The organism is Amorphoplanes digitatis, from assembly GCF_014205335.1.
Classification (GTDB): Bacteria; Actinomycetota; Actinomycetes; order Mycobacteriales; family Micromonosporaceae; genus Actinoplanes; species Actinoplanes digitatus.
On sequence record NZ_JACHNH010000001.1, the window covers coordinates 3,710,604 to 3,726,537 of the forward strand.

Annotated in this window: 17 protein-coding genes, 1 tRNA gene and 1 pseudogene; 7 read left to right on the top strand and 12 right to left on the bottom strand. The window is 65.9% G+C overall.

Annotation, left to right across the window (positions count from 1 at the left end; genetic code table 11):
- Positions 1–20: 20 nt before the first annotated feature.
- Positions 21–266: a hypothetical protein gene (locus tag BJ971_RS15985; protein WP_184993890.1), complete on the top strand. Its 246-nt coding sequence runs from the start codon at positions 21–23 to the stop codon at positions 264–266.
- Between the two features lie 54 nt (positions 267–320).
- Here the strand turns inward: BJ971_RS15985 and BJ971_RS15990 are convergent, their stop codons facing one another.
- Positions 321–1,325 (bottom strand): TerC family protein, encoded by a 1,005-nt coding sequence (locus BJ971_RS15990; RefSeq protein ID WP_184993892.1) that lies wholly within the window; start codon positions 1,323–1,325, stop codon positions 321–323.
- A gap of 116 nt (positions 1,326–1,441) precedes the next feature.
- Entirely contained in the window at positions 1,442–2,212 is a 771-nt protein-coding gene (locus BJ971_RS15995; protein WP_239087210.1) for a dioxygenase family protein, read from the bottom strand.
- Positions 2,213–2,623: 411 nt separating this feature from the next.
- On the opposite strand from BJ971_RS15995, the gene BJ971_RS16000 reads away from it, so the two are divergent.
- The 3 genes from BJ971_RS16000 to BJ971_RS16010 are packed head-to-tail and all read left to right on the top strand — an operon-like array spanning position 2,624 to position 5,380.
- Positions 2,624–3,271, top strand: coding sequence for a GOLPH3/VPS74 family protein (locus tag BJ971_RS16000; protein WP_239087209.1), 648 nt, complete (start codon positions 2,624–2,626; stop codon positions 3,269–3,271).
- Between the two features lie 19 nt (positions 3,272–3,290).
- Complete coding sequence (locus BJ971_RS16005; RefSeq protein ID WP_184993895.1) at positions 3,291–4,796, top strand: APC family permease; 1,506 nt, start codon at positions 3,291–3,293, stop codon at positions 4,794–4,796.
- A complete protein-coding gene (locus BJ971_RS16010) occupies positions 4,793–5,380 on the top strand; it encodes a GNAT family N-acetyltransferase (protein WP_184993898.1) in 588 nt (195 codons plus the stop codon). The genes BJ971_RS16005 and BJ971_RS16010 overlap by 4 nt, the downstream gene beginning before the upstream one ends.
- Positions 5,381–5,510: 130 nt before the next feature.
- Here BJ971_RS16010 and BJ971_RS16015 read toward each other — a convergent pair.
- Positions 5,511–6,003 (bottom strand): annotated as a pseudogene (locus BJ971_RS16015) (IS5/IS1182 family transposase); the annotation flags it as partial.
- Positions 6,004–6,468: 465 nt separating this feature from the next.
- Here BJ971_RS16015 and BJ971_RS16020 point away from each other — a divergent pair.
- From BJ971_RS16020 to BJ971_RS16030, 3 genes are read left to right on the top strand one after another with little or no spacing between them, the layout of a single operon-like run.
- On the top strand, positions 6,469–7,026 hold the full coding sequence (locus BJ971_RS16020; RefSeq protein ID WP_184993900.1) for an RNA polymerase sigma factor: 558 nt from the start codon (positions 6,469–6,471) through the stop codon (positions 7,024–7,026).
- A gap of 1 nt (position 7,027) precedes the next feature.
- Entirely contained in the window at positions 7,028–8,116 is a 1,089-nt protein-coding gene (locus BJ971_RS16025) for an SEL1-like repeat protein (RefSeq protein ID WP_184993902.1), read from the top strand.
- 40 nt (positions 8,117–8,156) lie between these two features.
- Positions 8,157–8,906: a hypothetical protein gene (locus tag BJ971_RS16030; protein ID WP_184993904.1), complete on the top strand. Its 750-nt coding sequence runs from the start codon at positions 8,157–8,159 to the stop codon at positions 8,904–8,906.
- Positions 8,907–9,001: 95 nt separating this feature from the next.
- Here the strand turns inward: BJ971_RS16030 and BJ971_RS42510 are convergent, their stop codons facing one another.
- The 9 genes from BJ971_RS42510 to BJ971_RS16080 all read right to left on the bottom strand — a co-directional run bounded on the left by BJ971_RS42510 (position 9,002) and on the right by BJ971_RS16080 (position 15,858).
- Positions 9,002–9,607: a TetR/AcrR family transcriptional regulator gene (locus tag BJ971_RS42510; RefSeq protein ID WP_369076799.1), complete on the bottom strand. Its 606-nt coding sequence runs from the start codon at positions 9,605–9,607 to the stop codon at positions 9,002–9,004.
- Complete coding sequence (locus BJ971_RS41285; protein WP_239087208.1) at positions 9,496–10,005, bottom strand: 3'-5' exonuclease; 510 nt, start codon at positions 10,003–10,005, stop codon at positions 9,496–9,498. The genes BJ971_RS42510 and BJ971_RS41285 overlap by 112 nt, the downstream gene beginning before the upstream one ends.
- Before the next feature lie 66 nt (positions 10,006–10,071).
- Positions 10,072–10,500, bottom strand: a complete 429-nt coding sequence (locus BJ971_RS16050; RefSeq protein WP_184993908.1) for a hypothetical protein — start codon at positions 10,498–10,500, stop codon at positions 10,072–10,074.
- Between the two features lie 89 nt (positions 10,501–10,589).
- Positions 10,590–10,865, bottom strand: a complete 276-nt coding sequence (locus tag BJ971_RS16055) for a hypothetical protein (protein ID WP_184993910.1) — start codon at positions 10,863–10,865, stop codon at positions 10,590–10,592.
- 82 nt (positions 10,866–10,947) lie between these two features.
- A complete protein-coding gene (locus BJ971_RS16060) occupies positions 10,948–11,799 on the bottom strand; it encodes an RHS repeat-associated core domain-containing protein (RefSeq protein WP_184993912.1) in 852 nt (283 codons plus the stop codon).
- Positions 11,800–12,701: 902 nt separating this feature from the next.
- A tRNA-Tyr gene (locus BJ971_RS16065) sits at positions 12,702–12,812 on the bottom strand.
- Entirely contained in the window at positions 12,788–14,356 is a 1,569-nt protein-coding gene (locus BJ971_RS16070) for a sensor histidine kinase (RefSeq protein WP_184993914.1), read from the bottom strand. Before BJ971_RS16070 ends, BJ971_RS16065 begins: the two co-directional genes overlap by 25 nt.
- Positions 14,357–14,516: 160 nt before the next feature.
- Positions 14,517–15,095 (bottom strand): DinB family protein, encoded by a 579-nt coding sequence (locus BJ971_RS16075; protein WP_184993916.1) that lies wholly within the window; start codon positions 15,093–15,095, stop codon positions 14,517–14,519.
- A gap of 16 nt (positions 15,096–15,111) precedes the next feature.
- Positions 15,112–15,858: a GntR family transcriptional regulator gene (locus tag BJ971_RS16080; protein ID WP_184993918.1), complete on the bottom strand. Its 747-nt coding sequence runs from the start codon at positions 15,856–15,858 to the stop codon at positions 15,112–15,114.
- Between the last annotated feature and the right edge of the window lie 76 nt (positions 15,859–15,934).

The following is a 15,934-nucleotide window of genomic DNA, read 5'->3' on the forward strand; positions in this document are numbered from 1 at the left end:
CACGGCCGCCGCACACGATCATGAAGTTCAGGACCAAGCTGCGCGGGATTCGCGTGAACCTGGCGGACCGTCGCACCGAGCGGGTCGCCCGGCGCCGGCTCAGCGCCGAGCTCGCGGCCTTCCAGACCCCGGCCGAGCGCGCCGAGCTCGACGTCATCCTGGCCCGGCACACCCGCGAGGAGACGCGGGAGATCCGCGAGATCCTCAGCCGGCAGGACTACGGGCGGCAGCGCGCGGGCAACCTCATCGGCAGCCGTCGCGGCTGACGGCCCCACGAACTCGAAACGGCCCCGGCAGCGTCGCCGGGGCCGTTTCGGATGTCACTGCTCCGGCTGTTGCGGTCTGTCCTCGCGGGCACGCAGGGCGCCGGCGTGTGCGATCGTGTCGGGATCCCGGCGTACCTTGATCAGGCTGGCCACGGTCGTGACGACGAGCACCACCAGGATCACCAGGAGCGAGACCGGGGTGCTGATCTCCGGAACCGAGGTGCTGATGTCGGAGTGCGCCCAGTGCAGCACCAGCTTGACGCCGATGAACGCCAGGATGATCGACAGCCCGGTCGAGAGGTAGACCAGCCGGTCCAGCAGGCCCTTCACGAGGAAGAAGAGGGCGCGCAGGCCGAGCAGCGCGAACGCGTTCGCGGTGAAGACGATGAACACCTCCTCCGTCACGCCGAACACCGCGGGGATCGAGTCGAGCGCGAAGAGCAGGTCGGCGCTGCCGATCGCGATGAGCGTGATGAACAGCGGCGTCGCGGTGCGCCGGCCGTCGATCTTCGTGAAGAACTTGCCGCCGACGAAGTCGTCGGTGACCGGGAAGATCCGCTTGCTGGCCCGCACCACGGCGTTGTCGGGATCGGGGTCCTCGTCGCGGTGCCGGAAGAGCTGCACCGCCGTGTAGATCAGGATCAGGCCGAAGATCAGGAACATGAACGAGAAGAGCGACAGCAGCGTCGCGCCCAGCGCGATGAAGATGACCCGGAGCACCAGCGCGATGATGATGCCGAAGGTCAGCACCTCCTGCTGGTACTTCTCCGGCACGGCGAACGTGCTCATGATGATCACGAAGACGAAGAGGTTGTCGACCGACAGGCTCTTCTCGACGATGTAGCCGGCGAAGTACTGGGTGCCGTAGTCCCAGCCCGCGACGGAGCCGAACACGACGCCGAACGCGATGGCGACGCCGATGTAGAAGACCGACCAGGCGGTGGCCTCACGGAAACCCACGGTGTGCGGTCGCAGCACTCCGAGGGTCAGGTCGAGGGCGAGCAGGGCGACGATGACCGCGATGGTCAGCGTCCAGCCGAGCGCGGTGACCTCCAGCATATGGGCGGGACCTCCGGGCGTCCGATACGGGAATCAGCGGGATGACCTCACAAGATTCCCTGCTCACGCTGGGAGAATCCTGAAAGACCCGGATTTCACACCCGGACGGTACGCGCTCAGGCGACCTGGAACGAGCGCTTGGACAGGCCCATCCAGAAGCCGTCGATCGGCTGCTCGGGGCTCTGCCCGGGATCGCCGGAGGCGCCGAGGGTGAGGAACATCGGCGCCATGTGCTCGATCGTCGGGTGTGCGTACGGCATGCCGGGCGCCCGGTCGCGGAAGTCGGCGAGCTCGTCGACCGCGCCACGGGCGAGGGTCTCGGCCGCCCAGGCGTCGAACTCGCGGGACCAGCCCGGCGCCTGCGCGTCGGCGCGGAAGTCGCGCAGGAACGGCAGCCCGTGCGTGGTGAAGCCGGAGCCGACGATGAGCACGCCCTCGTCGCGCAGCGGGGCCAGCCGGCGGCCGATCTCCAGCAGGCGGTCGGGTTCGAGGGTGGGCAGCGACATCTGGAGCACCGGGATGTCCGCGTCCGGATACATGACCGTCAGCGGCACGTAGGCGCCGTGGTCCAGGCCGCGCTCGGTCCGGGTGACGTGCTCGTGGTCGGGCATCAGCTTCTCGACGCGCGCGGCCAGCTCGGGCGCGCCGGGCGCCGGGTACCGCACCTCGTAGTAGTGGGGTGCGAAGCCGCCGAAGTCGTAGACCAGCGGCACGGTCTCGGTGGCGCCGAGCATCAGCGGCGCCGACTCCCAGTGCGCGGAGGCCATCAGGATCGCCTTCGGCCGGGGCAGGCCGGCGGCGAGCTCCTGGAGCTGGGCGACCCAGGCCGGGTCATCGACAAGCGGTGGTGCGCCGTGGCTGAGGAACAGGGCGGGCATGGTGCTCATGGCGGGCCTCCGGTTGACGCTTCAACTACTGGAGTCGACGGTACGCCGATTTAATTGAAACGTCAACTAAAGTCGCGCGGGACACCGTTGCACGGTCCGTCACGGCGGTGCCGCCGAGGCGGGCGTGCACGCGTTCGGTAAGGGCGGCGCTCGGCCCGCGTCCGAGGACCGGCCTACGTGACGGCTGTGTTAACTATGTCGATTCTGTTGACTGTTAAATGGCAGCTCAGCGGCTTTGTCCACGATGCATTCAAGGTCCGGCCACTCTGGACATTGCGCGGCGTGCGAGGCGCTGGCAAGCTACGCGGGGTTGCGCGGACGCCGCTCACCGTGACAGTCAGCGGCGGTTCCGCGACGCCGACGCGGCACCTGTCACCGCGGGTCATCACACGGGGGAAGGGAGACTTTCGAGTGGCGTCAAGCCAGCTGCCGCTCGCCGACGACCTTTACCTCGCCGCACACGACACGGCCCGCGGCCGGTGCCTGCTCAGCCCGGCGACCCTCGGCCTCGGCCTCGCCGCCGGCCTGCTCGCCGAGCTCGTACTGTGGCGCCGCCTCGAGGTGCAGGACGCCAAGCTGGTCGTGATCGACGAGCGGCCGACCGCGGAGCCGGCCACCTCCGCGGTCCTCGAGCAACTGCTGCGCGAGAGCCACCACCGGCTGGTCCGTGAGTGGATCTCGTTCCTGGCCACCGGCGTCTCCACCGAGCTCGTCGAGCGCCGGCTCGCCCGCGCCGGGCACGTGCGGCGCGAGGAGAAGCGCCGCCTGCTCGGCACCAAGGTGCGGTTCGTGCCCACCGACACCTCCGTCGCCGGCTGGCCCGGCACCCGCATCCGCATCGCCACCAGCCGGGGCGAGCTGCTCGACCGCCCCGACCTCGTGCTGACCGGGCTGGTCCTCGCCACCGGCCTCGACCAGCACATGCTCGTCACGCTCGAGGCGAATGAGCGTGAGTACCTGTTCGACCAGCTACGCCGGCGGTTGCCGGCCGAGCTGCAGCACCTCATCGGCCACGCAGAGGCCGCAGTCGGCGACGCCGTGATGGCCCGCCGCGCCTGACACCCCCTTGGAGACCCCCGTGTCCACCACCTCCACCAAACCCGCCGGACCGAGTCAACTGTCGACCGCCCTCGCCCGCGACCGGCTGGGCGTCGCGGCAGTCGTCTTCTTCGTCATGTCGGCGGCGGCGCCCCTGACCGTCGTCGCGGGCGTCGTGCCCACCGGCCTCGCCGTCACCGGGCTGACCGCCATCTCCATCGCCTTCCTCGCCGTCGCGATCGTGCTCGCCGTCTTCTCGGTCGGCTACGTCGCCATGGCCCGGCACATCGCCAACGCGGGTGCCTTCTACGCGTACGTCGCCCGCGGCATCGGGCGGCCGGCCGGCGTCGGCGCGGCGTGGGTCGCGCTGCTGGCGTACAACAGCTTCCAGGTCGCCTCGTACGGCGGCTTCGGCGCCATCGCGGCGCCGCTGTTCGCCGACTGGTTCGGCATCGAGCTCGAGTGGTGGATCATCGCGCTCGCGGCGTGGGCGCTCGTCGCCGTGCTCGGCGTCCTCGACGTCGCCGTCAACGGCAAGGTGCTCGCCACCCTGCTGGTCGCCGAGATCGTGCTCGTCGTCGTCTTCAGCATCGTCGACCTGACCACCGACGGCTTCGTGCCCTCGTCGGCGGCGCTCGACCCGAGCAGCCTGGTCGGTGCCGGCGCGGGCGCCCTGCTGGTCATGGCCGTCACCGGCTTCGTCGGCTTCGAACAGTCCGTGGTGTTCAGCGAGGAGTCCCGCGACCCGCGCCGCACCGTGCCGCGGGCCACCTACATCGCGGTCGCGCTGATCGCCGTGCTCTACGCGTTCTCGTCCTGGGCGATGATCTCCGCGACCGGCGGCGACGCGGTCGCCCGTGCGCAGGCCGAGGGCCCCGAGCTCTTCTTCAACCTGGCGTCCGAGCGCCTCGGCGCCACGGCCCTGCACCTGGGCCACGCCCTGTTCCTGACGTCCCTGGTCGCCGCGATGATCTCGTTCCACAACATCATCGCCCGGTACACGTTCTCCCTCGGCCGCGAGGGCGTCCTGCCGCGGGCCTTCGGCCGCACGGTACCCGGCACCGGCGCGCCGAAGAACGGCTCGCTCGCGCAGTCCGCGTTCGGCCTGATCGTCATCCTGGTGTACGCGATCGCCGGCTGGGACCCCCTGGTCCAGCTCTTCTTCTGGGGCGGCACGACCGGCGGCATCGGCGTGCTGCTGCTCATCACGGTCACCTCCGCCGCGGTCGTCGGCTACTTCGCCCGCCACCGCGAGGGCGAGGACTTCTGGCACCGCGTCGGCGCACCCGTGCTCGGCACGGTGCTGCTGCTGGTGATGACGTACCTGGCGCTGACGAACATCGCCATACTCTTCGGCGTCGAGTCGGGCTCCACGCCGACGTGGGCGGTGCCGCTCGCGTACGGGGTGCTGGCCGTGGCGGGCGTCGTCTGGGCGCTGATCCTGCGCGGCAGCAAGCCCGAGATCTACCAGGGCATCGGCATGGGCGCGCGCAGCGCCTCGACCGGCGTCTCCTTCCGCGAATCCGCCTCGGAGGCACAGCAGTGACGCCGCTCATCCGCCCCGCGACCGAGGCCGAGCTGCCGGCGGTCGGACAGCTGATCGCCCTGTCCTTCGACCACCTGGACCAGAACGCCTCCCTGGTGCCGGACCCGGCGGCCCGCCTGCGGGTGATGGGCGACTTCTTCACGATGCTGACCGTGCACGCACCCCTCTGCGGCAAGGTCGACGTGATCGACGACCCGGACGGCGGCCTCGCCGCGGCCGCGGTCTGGTTCGACCGCACCGCCGAGCAGCCGGAGCTCGTCGGCTACGAGGAGCGCCTGGCCGAGCTGGCGGGGGAGTGGCTGCCCAACTTCCAGGCACTCGACGAGATCTTCGAGAAGCACCACCCGGCCGACCCGCACTGGCACCTGGCCTTCCTGGCGGTACACCCGGCGCGGCAGAGCCACGGCCTCGGCAGCGCCCTGATGGACAGCACCCACGAGGACCTGGGCCGCACCCCGGCCTACCTGGAGGCGACGAACGACGCCAACATCCGGCTGTACCGCCGGCACGGCTACACGGAGCTGGAACCGTTCGACATCCGCCTACCGGACGGCACCCCGTTCTACCGCATGTGGCGAGCCTGAACCACCGGCCCACGGGCGCGGCGCCGTTCTCCGGCCGCGCCCGCGGGCCTCGGCGGCACCTCATCGCCCACGTGGACCCGATGACAACCGCCGATGTACGAGACGCCCGTCGAACCGGCGGCGGATGTACCAGGATCTTCCAGGTCTTGAGGGTGGCGCTCGCTCGCCGCGGACGCGGATCTTCGCGTGCGTCCGGGTGGCGGCCTTCTCCCGGCGTGACAGCTTCGGTCGGAAACGGCGCCGTTTGAACGGGGTGCGCACGCTGCCGCGGGCACCTTGGTAGCCCTTGGCGTCGATGATGGCGTGGGTCGAGCCGGGCAGTAGTAGGGCTTCTGGTCATCGACCTGGTCGATCGGGATCAGCGTGCCGTCCAGGATCACGTACGCCTTCACCCGGACCTTCCTCATCACGGTGGCCAGGTCGTCGGCGGCCGCCGTGAGCAGGGCGATCACCTCCTGGACGTAGCGCCGGGCAGTGCCGACACCGACCTCGAACCCGGCGGCGAGGCGGGTGCGGATCTTGGTCGACTGCTGCCTTGTCTGGAGCCTCGCCCACATCGAACTCCGGGGCCCACGTGCCGCCCTGACCTGAACGATCAGGTGGGAACAAGGCACATTGATCATCGCGACGGCTCTCCTGCCTCACCGCCACGGGGAATCACCTTCAGCGGCATGTATGGATATTTCTCAGATCGTGGACAAGTTGATCAATGGCTTGAACTGCTGTAACACCCGAATTACCTAGCTCAGAAGAAGAGTTTGTGTCTTTTGTAGCGCTGCGACGAGCTCTTCCACCTCTACTAGGGCGACTCCTACAGGAGTGCTTAGCACTGGCCAAAGATCAGGCATTGGGGGTGCCGATCGATGGATCATGAGGGCGCGCACTGGCGGTTACCGTCGCCCTCAACTTCTGCTCGATGATGCGCAGTATGTGAAAGGTTCATGAAACATGGGACAAAGGATCATGACGCTACCGTCACCGGGCGTCGTGGTACGTGCTGAGCGCAGACGGAAATCTGCCGCCAAGGCCGTGAAACGATTCCAGCCACATAGGGACACCGTCCAAGTCGGACGGTGGGAGAGCGGACGGTGAACCAAGAGCTCGAATACGAGAAGGAATTCACTGCATTCTTCTTGGCGAACCGGCATCGCCTAGTTCGCGTAGTGACCGGACTCAGCGGCGATCGCGACCTGGCGGAAGACATCACTCAAGAGGTAATGATCAATCTGCAGCGGTGCTGGGGGCGATACCAGCGTCCCGAGATTCTTATGATCCAGATGGCTAAGCAGGAGCTGAGCCGGCGGAAGAAGAAGCTCCTGCCCAACCAGATCGATCCACTCGATGATCGAATTGAGGAGGTGAACGCTCGGACGCAATACCCGGCCGCCGACGCCCAGCTCGGCAGCCTGGATCTCAGCGGCTCGATCATGAAAGCCGTTCGAGGGTTGCCCGATAGGCAGAAGGAAGTGATCGTCCTGACCGTCCTTTGCGATTTGGATCATCAAACCACCGCCGAGATTCTCGGCATCAGTGAGTCATCCGTGAGTACCCATAAGAAGAGAGGACTGTCACGCCTCGAAACGCTCCTTACAAGCCAGGCGGGAACGTCGGGCTCTGGAGCTGGACAATCCGTTGGAGGATCATAACGTGAATATTGAGCACCAACTAAAGATGGCTTTCGAAAAAGAAATGGGGGAGGAATCGCGAAACACGACCAAGAAGCAGTTTGAAGATTTCGAGAGTGAGCGAAAGAAGAGGTCTGAAGCGCCCGCTTGCAGATCTGGAGAAGCGAGTACCGCAACGTCCGCGAGGTACGGGATCGCAGCTTACTTCGTCGGGGTCCACTTGGCGGCGTGTGGACATCTGGAGGAAGCTGCTACGTGGTTGAAGGAAGCGGCCGAGAGGGATATCGGCGATTCTGCGTTTCGCTTGGCAAAGATATATGAAACGCAGGCGGTTACCGACTTCAACCGCCAGTTCGACTTCGATGATCCTCTCATTGCCGATACCGAGGAGAAGTTCAGCGAGGCATACTATTGGTACCATAAGGCTGCGTCTGCCGGCTACGCGAGGCAGAGCTTTCCCGGCGGCGAAGCGTTAGATGATCCCGTGCTGTCTCTCGATTGCTGTAGTGGCGTGCGGGCCGTATCGTCCGAAGAGGCGGCTGCACGGCTGCTTTTGGATTCGCGGCTGAACGCCGAGCGGATGATCCGTGACGCGCGGGAGGATGTCTGCACCACCATCAGAATGGCCAGAACGGAGATCAGGGATCTATCCTTGGAGCACCAACGCCTGACGGCTGAGGTGGTCGAACATCGGAAAACGCTGAATATATTCCGGACATTTTCTGGCCGGCCCTTGGTTGCCTTACCATATCTCTGGTTGATGATCGTAGCCAGTTGGTTCAGCCCGGTTACTCGATCTCATTTGGGAAGAGTGCGAGCCGTTTATTGGGACACCCTGTCCCGTGCTTCACTCATCCCACCACACTCGGGCCTCTTGAAGCCTTCCACCAGGGTTACCGTTCGAGCACACGCCTTCATGCGTCGTGTTGTCATGGCCATGTTCTCTTTCCTCTTCAGGATTGATCATGCCGGACCCTCGTGGGTGGATGCAACCGCATCAGGTTCGGGTCGTGTACGCAGAAAGTCGAGCACGGCAGCAGGGGAAGGCTGCCGATCGCGAAGAAGTCAACCCGATCTGGCGGATGAGCTTGTCGGCTCCCCGCATTATTGAGTTCCACTCTGTCGTTGAATGATCTACAGACGAGGTAACGATGAGGGCATCGCAGGATTCGATAACGCGAATTCTGAGGCGATTTGGTGAGCACGACCTGAGTATCGGAATTGTCTCGCCGGTTGCGCTTTACGACGTGTGGCTTTCCAGGGCCGGCTTGTCGATCGATTCCCTCGACCAGTCCAGCCTGGACCTGCTGGGAAGTCAACTTGTGCGCCTAGGCGAACTGGTTGGAGACCCCGCGACGGCAGTGCCGGGCGAGCTCTGGGAAAGCAGTGGTTTGGAATCACACCGAGAAGGCGCTGTTGCGATGTTGAATGAGCGTTTGAAAATTGCGCAAGAGCGTTACTCGATGTTGGTTACAGCTACAGATTCATCCTCGATTTCTACCGGTCCAGAGATGCCTCGTCACGCCGATGCCGGCTCGGAACTTCACAAAGGGCTGCTTCGCGTCGAGGCAGCGCTTCTCGAACTCCGAAATCGGGATCTCGCAGTGGAACCGCCATGTGCGAAGCATGAGAGGCACGACGCGGATCCTCTGCAAGGTGTAGAAATCATGGAACGCCGCTGGGCACTGTGGGGACGAGTGCTCTCACGAGAATATGTTGCGACGATCATCGGTGGATTTCTCCTGGTCGGCCTTGCCGTCGCGCTCGTCTCGGCGATGTTTCTCAACGAGCCTGTAACTGACATTATCTCTAACAGTTTCTTGATTATCCTGGGCTACTTCTTCGGCCACAATGCTATTTCACGTCCAGCTAGGACCGGAGCGCGATCAAGCACAAGTTAGTTGAATCCAGCTGCGAAGCTCGCTCGCAATCGAAGGTGAGGTACCTACTGGTCGAGTCAAACATATGTGCGACTACTCGGGTTTGTGTGGGTGATTTAGAACGTGGAGTAGCCGCCTCGAGGTGCGTAGTGAAGGGGGTTGCTTCTGGTGATACGGAGACGGCAACGGCCCGTTGGCGACGAGCGTGTCTTCGCCGGGGTGGCACGTACTGTTCTGTCGGTTGCTCTCACCGATGTACAGGTTGCAGGTAGCGGGCCAGGTTCGGTGTTATGAGGGTTACCAGGTTCGTCCTCGCTGGCGTTGTTGATCTGGCGGAGGCCGAGGATTTGGTCGGCGAGCGTCAGGCCTATCAGGTGTGTGATGGCTACGGCGACGTTGACTTCGGGGACGTCGAGTGCCTGAGCGAGGCGCGGGATGAGCACCGTTTCGAGGTGTGCTCGGGCAAGGGTGGCTCCGTCGGGGTCGCCGAAGCTGCTTCGGGCCATCGCTCGTAGGCGTGCCCCGGATTCGGGTTGGCGCCAGGTGGATACGAAATGGCGCACGAGCGCTTCCGGGAGCTGGTCTCGGGGAGTCTGAGTGAGTAGTCGGCTCAGGACTTCCCAGGGGTCGACCGGCAGGTCGAGAACCTCCCGGTAGAGCTGTTGCTTGCTGCCGAAGTAGTGGTGCAGAAGGGCGGGGTGCACGCCGGCCGCTGCGGCGATCGATCGCAGTGATGCTCGCGTGTAGCCGTGCTGGGCGAACTGGTCGCGGGCACGCACTGGCGTTCGAACTGGCGCCGGTCGTACTCGCCCCAGCTCGCCCAGGTGCGGAAGCGCCCGCGCAGCTCGTCCCGGACCTGGGCGCAGGCCGCCGCGAAGTCCGCCGCGCCGTCGACGTCGGCCTGGGTGAGCCCGGTCAGCTCGGTGCAGAACTCGCTGACCCGCGACCGGCGCGGCCGTACCAGAATTCGCCGCTTCTCGACCCGCCGCCAATCGGCGGTGTCGACCACACAGATCCCGATCTCGATGATCTCGCTCGACTCACCACGCGGCGGACCGTCGGCCCAACAGGTCGCCTCCACGTCGACGACGTTGAGGAACCGTTCGAAGGCTTCATGCACGGGTGAGAACTCTAATGGTCGCTTTTGGACCACGCATTCGATATTGGTTTACCGGGTGTGCGGAGGTCACGAGTCCTTGCAGCGCTCGAACTCGCGCACGTCATCCGAGTCGCGATCTCCCAGATAGATGGCAAGCGTTACGTTCTCCCCTGTTCCACCAAGGTCAAGGGTTGATCCCTCAGTGAACGGCGTCTGATCCAGCTTTTCGTAGTTCAGAAACAGACGGTGATCGCCGCCCTCGAAAGACCAGTTCCCCACCCCCGAGGTGGGCGGCACGCCGTTGAACTCGGTCTTCACTCGATAGCCATCGACATAGCGATCATCGCCAAGCAGATCGTCGCGATAGGCCGACCCGATGCCGGTAACCGTGAAGCTACTGTCCGAGAGGAAGGTGAAGCGCTCACCTTCCTCGCCACACCATGATCCAAGGAAATCCTGCTCGGCGAAGGGTATCTCGGGCTGCCGATCGCCGATCCCACAGCCCGAGATACCCATTACCACGCCGAGAAGGCCCGCGCCTACAGCACACCTGAGAATGTATTTCCTGTGAACTCTACTGATAGTCACGCGGGCCTTCTGACGAGTTAGAAGTCGATCACTTCGGTCCAGTATACATGCATAGTTATCGGTGAAGTCCTACCAGTCTTGGGGCCATTTCTCTTCGCGCTCTTCCTGTCCGCGAGAGGGTTACGGAGGAGCGATTTCTGGTCCATTACGTTCTGGACGTGGAATGAGACGACAGCCTTACCGCTCGTCCCGTCGACCGCCGTTACCTGATAGTCCATGTCGAAGGAGCCAATCATGCTCACCGACCTGGACTCGCCTGTGCCGAAGGCGCCACTGTACGCGTCGGCGGCCATGCGGGCTGCGGCCTCCTTGCCCTTTGGCAGGTCATAATCCCACTCCCGCCGGCACCGTCAGGGTTGTAGTTGCCGGTCGCGATCATCGCGGCCAGCTTGTTGCGCTTGGCGGCCACGTGACCGGTGCCGCGCACCCCCGCGTGATCTCGTCGATCTGATAGAAGGTCTCCGACCCCCGATCATGCTCGTTGAGCGCCCACTTGGCGCCGAGCAACCACCACGTCATGTGGTTGATCACCTTCGCCCGGTCATCGATTTCCGCGGTGCTCATCTTCAGCATCGGATTCCAGAGGAACGTGCGTCCGCCCGAGGACGTCTTCTTGGAGACCGGATACTTGCGGCTCGCCTTTTCCTTCTGCTGCTTGGCGGCGCGCTGCTGAGTACGCTGCGTGTATTCCAGTCCGGTTTCCTCCGGGAAGCGGAGCCCGGTGGGGTCCGTCAGCGTCGACGGATTGTTATTGCTGTAGGAGTAGCCGTTCAACTGCTGCGGATCGGAATGGTCGATGATGGGGTCGACGGAAATGAAGCGCCCCAGCGTGGGGTCGTATTCACGAGCTCCCAGGTGGGTCAATCCCGTCTCGTCGCTGCGGCCGTTGAGGAATGCATGGTCACCGCGCCAACCAGAGGCGGCGGTGCGAAGCTCCCCGAAGGGCAGCGTCCGCCGGCGCTCCATCGCCAGCGTCGTCGACGACAGCTGGACCTCGCCGGTGTCGTGGTGGTCGTTCACCAGGAGCGAGAGCCCTGCCGCGGTGCGAACCGCGATCGGAATGTCGAGATGCGCGTAGTAGTGCGTGGCGGTGGCGGTGCCGGAGGCCGGAGACCTCAGTTCGATGCCGCCGGGCAGGTAGACGGTGAAGCCAGCGGAGTCCTTCGCCACGAGGCGATTGCCGTCCGCGTCGTACACGTAGGTGCTGGTCTTGCTGCCCGCCACCACGGAGGTGACATGCCCAGGGCCGCCTCGCTGGGGTCGGCCGCGCAGTCGGCCGCACCGGGCGTCCAGGCCTCGCTCAGCCTGCGCAGATAGTCGAAGCGGTAGCACTGCGTGTCGGCGGCCAGGCCGACGGTGCTGTCGGAGATCTGCCGCTCGATCCGCAACGACAAGAAGCGCCCCGCCTCGGTTGGCGGCCGCTCGGCAGAAGAGGTGAATGCGCATATCTGGGGGCCATATCGCTTTAGGCGCGGTGTCGATGGCGGCGCTCCTGACGGAAGAACTGCCAAGCCGATCGAGCTGACGCTCGGCGAGGGTCGACTGTTCGCCTTAGACCCAACTGGTCCGCCCGAGTGGCAGCCAGCGCAGGTGCCCTGGACCTACGCAGGTAGACCCTTGCGTTTGACTCTCACCTGCAAACGCAGGGCTACCGACCTTGGGTCATCCCATGCGCCGTCAGCCAGCCCACCTAGATGTGCCCGCGTTAGAGCAGAGTGCGGTAGATCAGCCGGCTACGCCAGCCAGGGTGGGTAGCAGGCAAAGGATGGTCACCGGCACCGGCGCGCCCCTAGCGGTCAGCCTCACGATCGAGGTGATCTTGCATGGCGTCCTCACCCAAGCGCAGCAACGGGCGCCCATGGCTAAGCCCTTACGACTTACGGTGCACCGTCGTCTCGTTTTAGCTGCGTGCGGAGATCCGCTCCGCGGGTCGCCGAGTGAACAGACCACAGCGGCGCACCTTTGAAGGGTTCTGGGGAGGGCGCGCCGACCCAGAAGGCCCGTGACCAAACTTTGCCGCGCATTCGCCGTGACGAGAGAGATCCAGCGGTCCTAGGTGAGACCCTGTGAGACCGACGAAAGAAGCCCCTCGCTGCTGTTATAGCAGGTGATGGGCTTCTTTGTGCCTGTGGTGGCGGGTAGAGGATGCGAACCTCTGTAGCTTTGACGACGGATTTACAGTCCGCACCCGCGGGCGGTCCGGGGCTGCCCGGGTTCAGGTGGTCGCCGCGCCGTCCGCCGGGTTCAGTGAAGCCGTCATGTGCGGGTTCCGCTGGGCGCGGGGCAGGCGCAGCATGAACCGGCTGCCGTGCGGGACGACGTCCTCGTACCAGACGTGGCCGTGGTTCGCCTCGGCGAGCAGTTTGGACAGGTAGAGCCCGAAGCCGGCGCCGGTCCTCGCCCCGGCGGACTCGGCCTGGGTGAAGCGGTCGAACAGGTGCCCGACGAAGTCCGGCGGTACGCCGTTGCCTTCGTCGCTGACGGCGAACAGGATGTCGTCGCCGGTGTCGTCGAGGGTTACCGAGATGTGGATGTCGCCGGGGCTGTACTTGACGGCGTTGGTGACGAAGTTGGTCAGGACTTCGTGGGTGTGCACGGGGTCGGCCCACGCGGTCGTGCCGGGTGGGCCGTAGTTGACGGTGACCCGCTTGCGGGCGCGTCTGGTCAGGTTGTCGGTGACTCGGGTCAGTACCTGCCGGACCGGCAGGGAAATAGGCTGGGTGTGGATGTGGCCCGGCTCGGCGCGGCAGAGCGCGAGCAGGTGCGCGGCCATGTCGAGCAGCTGGTTGACCCGCTTGCCCAGGGCTTGGACGGCGGTGCGGCGTTCGTCGTCGGTGGTGGTGTCCCACTCGTGGGTCAGTTCCTCGGAGTAGGCCGAGATCACGGCGAGGGGCTGGTTGATCTCGTGGGTGAGGGTGGCGATGATGTCGCTCTTCCAGGCGCCCGTGGCTTCCAGTTCGAGATTGGCGGCGGCGAGGTGTTCGGCCCGTCGGCTCAGTTCGTGGTGGGCTGCCGAGAGCTGGCGGTAGAGGCTCGCGGTTTCGGCGAGCAGTGCCAGCAGTACCACCGTGGAGGAGACCAGCAGGGCGACCCGTCCCGCATACCAGCCGAGCGTGTAGCGCTGCGGGGCGAACATGTAGAGGGTCGCGCAGGCCAGGGATGCGCTGATCGCCACCACGACCCACCGTTCCACCGGTGGCCGGTGGCGTAGGTCCCTGGTCACCGCCAGCAGGCTGACGGCCGTGGCCAGGAGCCCCACGCCCACCGCCCATAGGCCGGTCGCGGTCGGCGTTCCGTCGTGGTAGAGGCGGGGCAGCCGGTCCGCGGCACCGAAGATGACGCCTGTCACCGTGGCCACCAGCGTGAGTATCACGGCGGCCGCGATCGCGGTGGCGGCCCGCCGCCGGGTCCGGGCCTGCTCGGTCAGCCGGGCCGGTAGCGCGGCCACGACCCGCTGTTGCACCGCCACCAGCACCGGGAACCCGGCGAAAATGATCACCGCCAGCCACGGTGAGCAGACCTCTCCCCAGATCGAGCTGGGACCCCAGCGCTGCAGCCGGGTGACGACGACGGCGTACGGCAGCATCATCAGGGTGGAGTAGAGATAGGCCGAGGACAGGCCCAGCGTCGCCAGCCGGCCACCGGCCAGGAACTGCTGCACCAGCAGATGCATGGTCAGCAGATCTGCACCCGCCATGAGGACGTAGACCGCGAGTACCAGGTTCGGGTAAACAGCCGGGCGGTAGTCGGCGATCGGTACGACGAGCAGGGTAGCTGTGATCACCGCGACCACGCACACCCACAAACTCCGGCTTACCGGGGCCTCTGCAGGCCGTCCCACAACGCTACCCGGTTTCACGCCATAAACCCCCAAACCATCACAGAGCTAGAGGCTACTCGGGGTCGCCGCCGTACTTGCCGGAATGCGAGGACGGCCGGCCTGCTCAGGCGAACGTGCGCGCGGTGGACTCCAGCCGCTCGCGGTAGGCCGACCACCACGCCGCGTCGCCCTCGACCACGTTGTCGCCCGGCGAGCGCCAGCCGACCCGGCCGTCGATCAGTTCGCGCACGAGGTCGGCGTGCCCGGCGTGCCGGTTCAGCTCGGCGAGCATGTGCACGAGGATGTGGTGCAGGGTCACCGGTGTGTCGCCCCACCACCGGACCGAGCCGGGCGCGTCGACCGGGAGCGCCTCGATCGTCGCGTCCGCGTGTGCCCACGCCCGGTGCCAGAAGCCGATGATGTCGTCGCGGGACTCGTCGGCCGTCGCCCACATGTCCGCGTTCGGCTCAGCCGTCTCGGTCAGGGCCGGGACAGGCTCCGGGAAGGGCCGGTCGAACACCTCACCGAAATATCCGGCGGTCACCGATGCCACGTGTTTGACCAGCCCGAGCAGGTTCGTCCCGGTCGGCACGTGCGGCCGCCGCACGTCGTACTCCGACACGCCGTCGAGCTTGCCCAGCAGGGCGTCGCGCGCCTCACGCAGGTACCGGTGAAGGTTGGCCTTGGCATCCAGTTCAGTCATGCCACTGAGGATGCCATCACCCCGCCGAGAGGTTGATCTCGAAGCTGTAGCGGCTCGCCCGGTACAGGTGTGAGCCGTACTCCAGCGTCCGGCCGCCGGCGTCCCAGGCGGTCCGGGTCATGGTCAGCAGCGACGCCCCGCGCTTCTCCTGCAGGGTCCGCGCCTCCGCCGCGCTCGCCGACCGGGCCCCGATGACCTGCGTCGCGATGCGCGGCACGAAGCCCGCGCGGCGCAGCAGCTCGTAGAGGCCGTGCACGGCCAGGTCCTGCGGGTCGAGCCGGATCAGGTCGACCGGGATCGCGTTGTGCATCAGGGCGAGCGGCTCGCCGCCGGCGTAGCGCAGCCGCTCGATCCACGTCACCTCCGTGCCCGGGTCCAGCCCGAGCGCCGCCGCGGCGTCGGCCGGTGCCGGGATCACCCGCAGGTCGAGGACCTCGGTGCGCGGTTCGCGGCCCGAGCCGACCAGGTCGTCGTACAGGCTGGACAGTTCCACCGGGCGGCGGACCTTGGGGTGCACGACCTGCGTGCCGACGCCGCGCTTGCGCACCAGCATGCCGCGCTCCACCAGGTACTGGATGGCGCGGCGGGTCGTCGGCCGGGAGACGCCGAGGCGTTCGGCGAGGTCGACCTCGTTCTCGATGCGGGCGCCGACCCCGATCTCGCCTCGCTCGATGAGCTCCTGTAGGCGGCTCGCCACCTGGAAGTAGAGGGGCACGGGGCTGGTCCGGTCCACCTCGACCGGACGGTAGAGATCAGGTGACACTGCGACCCCCGGGATTTGAGTTTGTTAGGACAAACTATTGACGTAGAAGCACTCACGTTATTACATCGAAACGAAC

Coding starts and splice junctions, on each gene's coding strand:
- BJ971_RS15985 (WP_184993890.1), top strand. CDS start 21: ATGAAGTTCAGGACCAAGCTGCGCGGGATTCGCGTGAACCTGGCGGAC.
- BJ971_RS15990 (WP_184993892.1), bottom strand. CDS start 1,325: ATGCTGGAGGTCACCGCGCTCGGCTGGACGCTGACCATCGCGGTCATC.
- BJ971_RS15995 (WP_239087210.1), bottom strand. CDS start 2,212: ATGAGCACCATGCCCGCCCTGTTCCTCAGCCACGGCGCACCACCGCTT.
- BJ971_RS16030 (WP_184993904.1), top strand. CDS start 8,157: ATGAGGGCATCGCAGGATTCGATAACGCGAATTCTGAGGCGATTTGGT.
- BJ971_RS16050 (WP_184993908.1), bottom strand. CDS start 10,500: ATGGGTATCTCGGGCTGTGGGATCGGCGATCGGCAGCCCGAGATACCC.
- BJ971_RS16055 (WP_184993910.1), bottom strand. CDS start 10,865: ATGGCCGCCGACGCGTACAGTGGCGCCTTCGGCACAGGCGAGTCCAGG.
- BJ971_RS16075 (WP_184993916.1), bottom strand. CDS start 15,095: ATGACTGAACTGGATGCCAAGGCCAACCTTCACCGGTACCTGCGTGAG.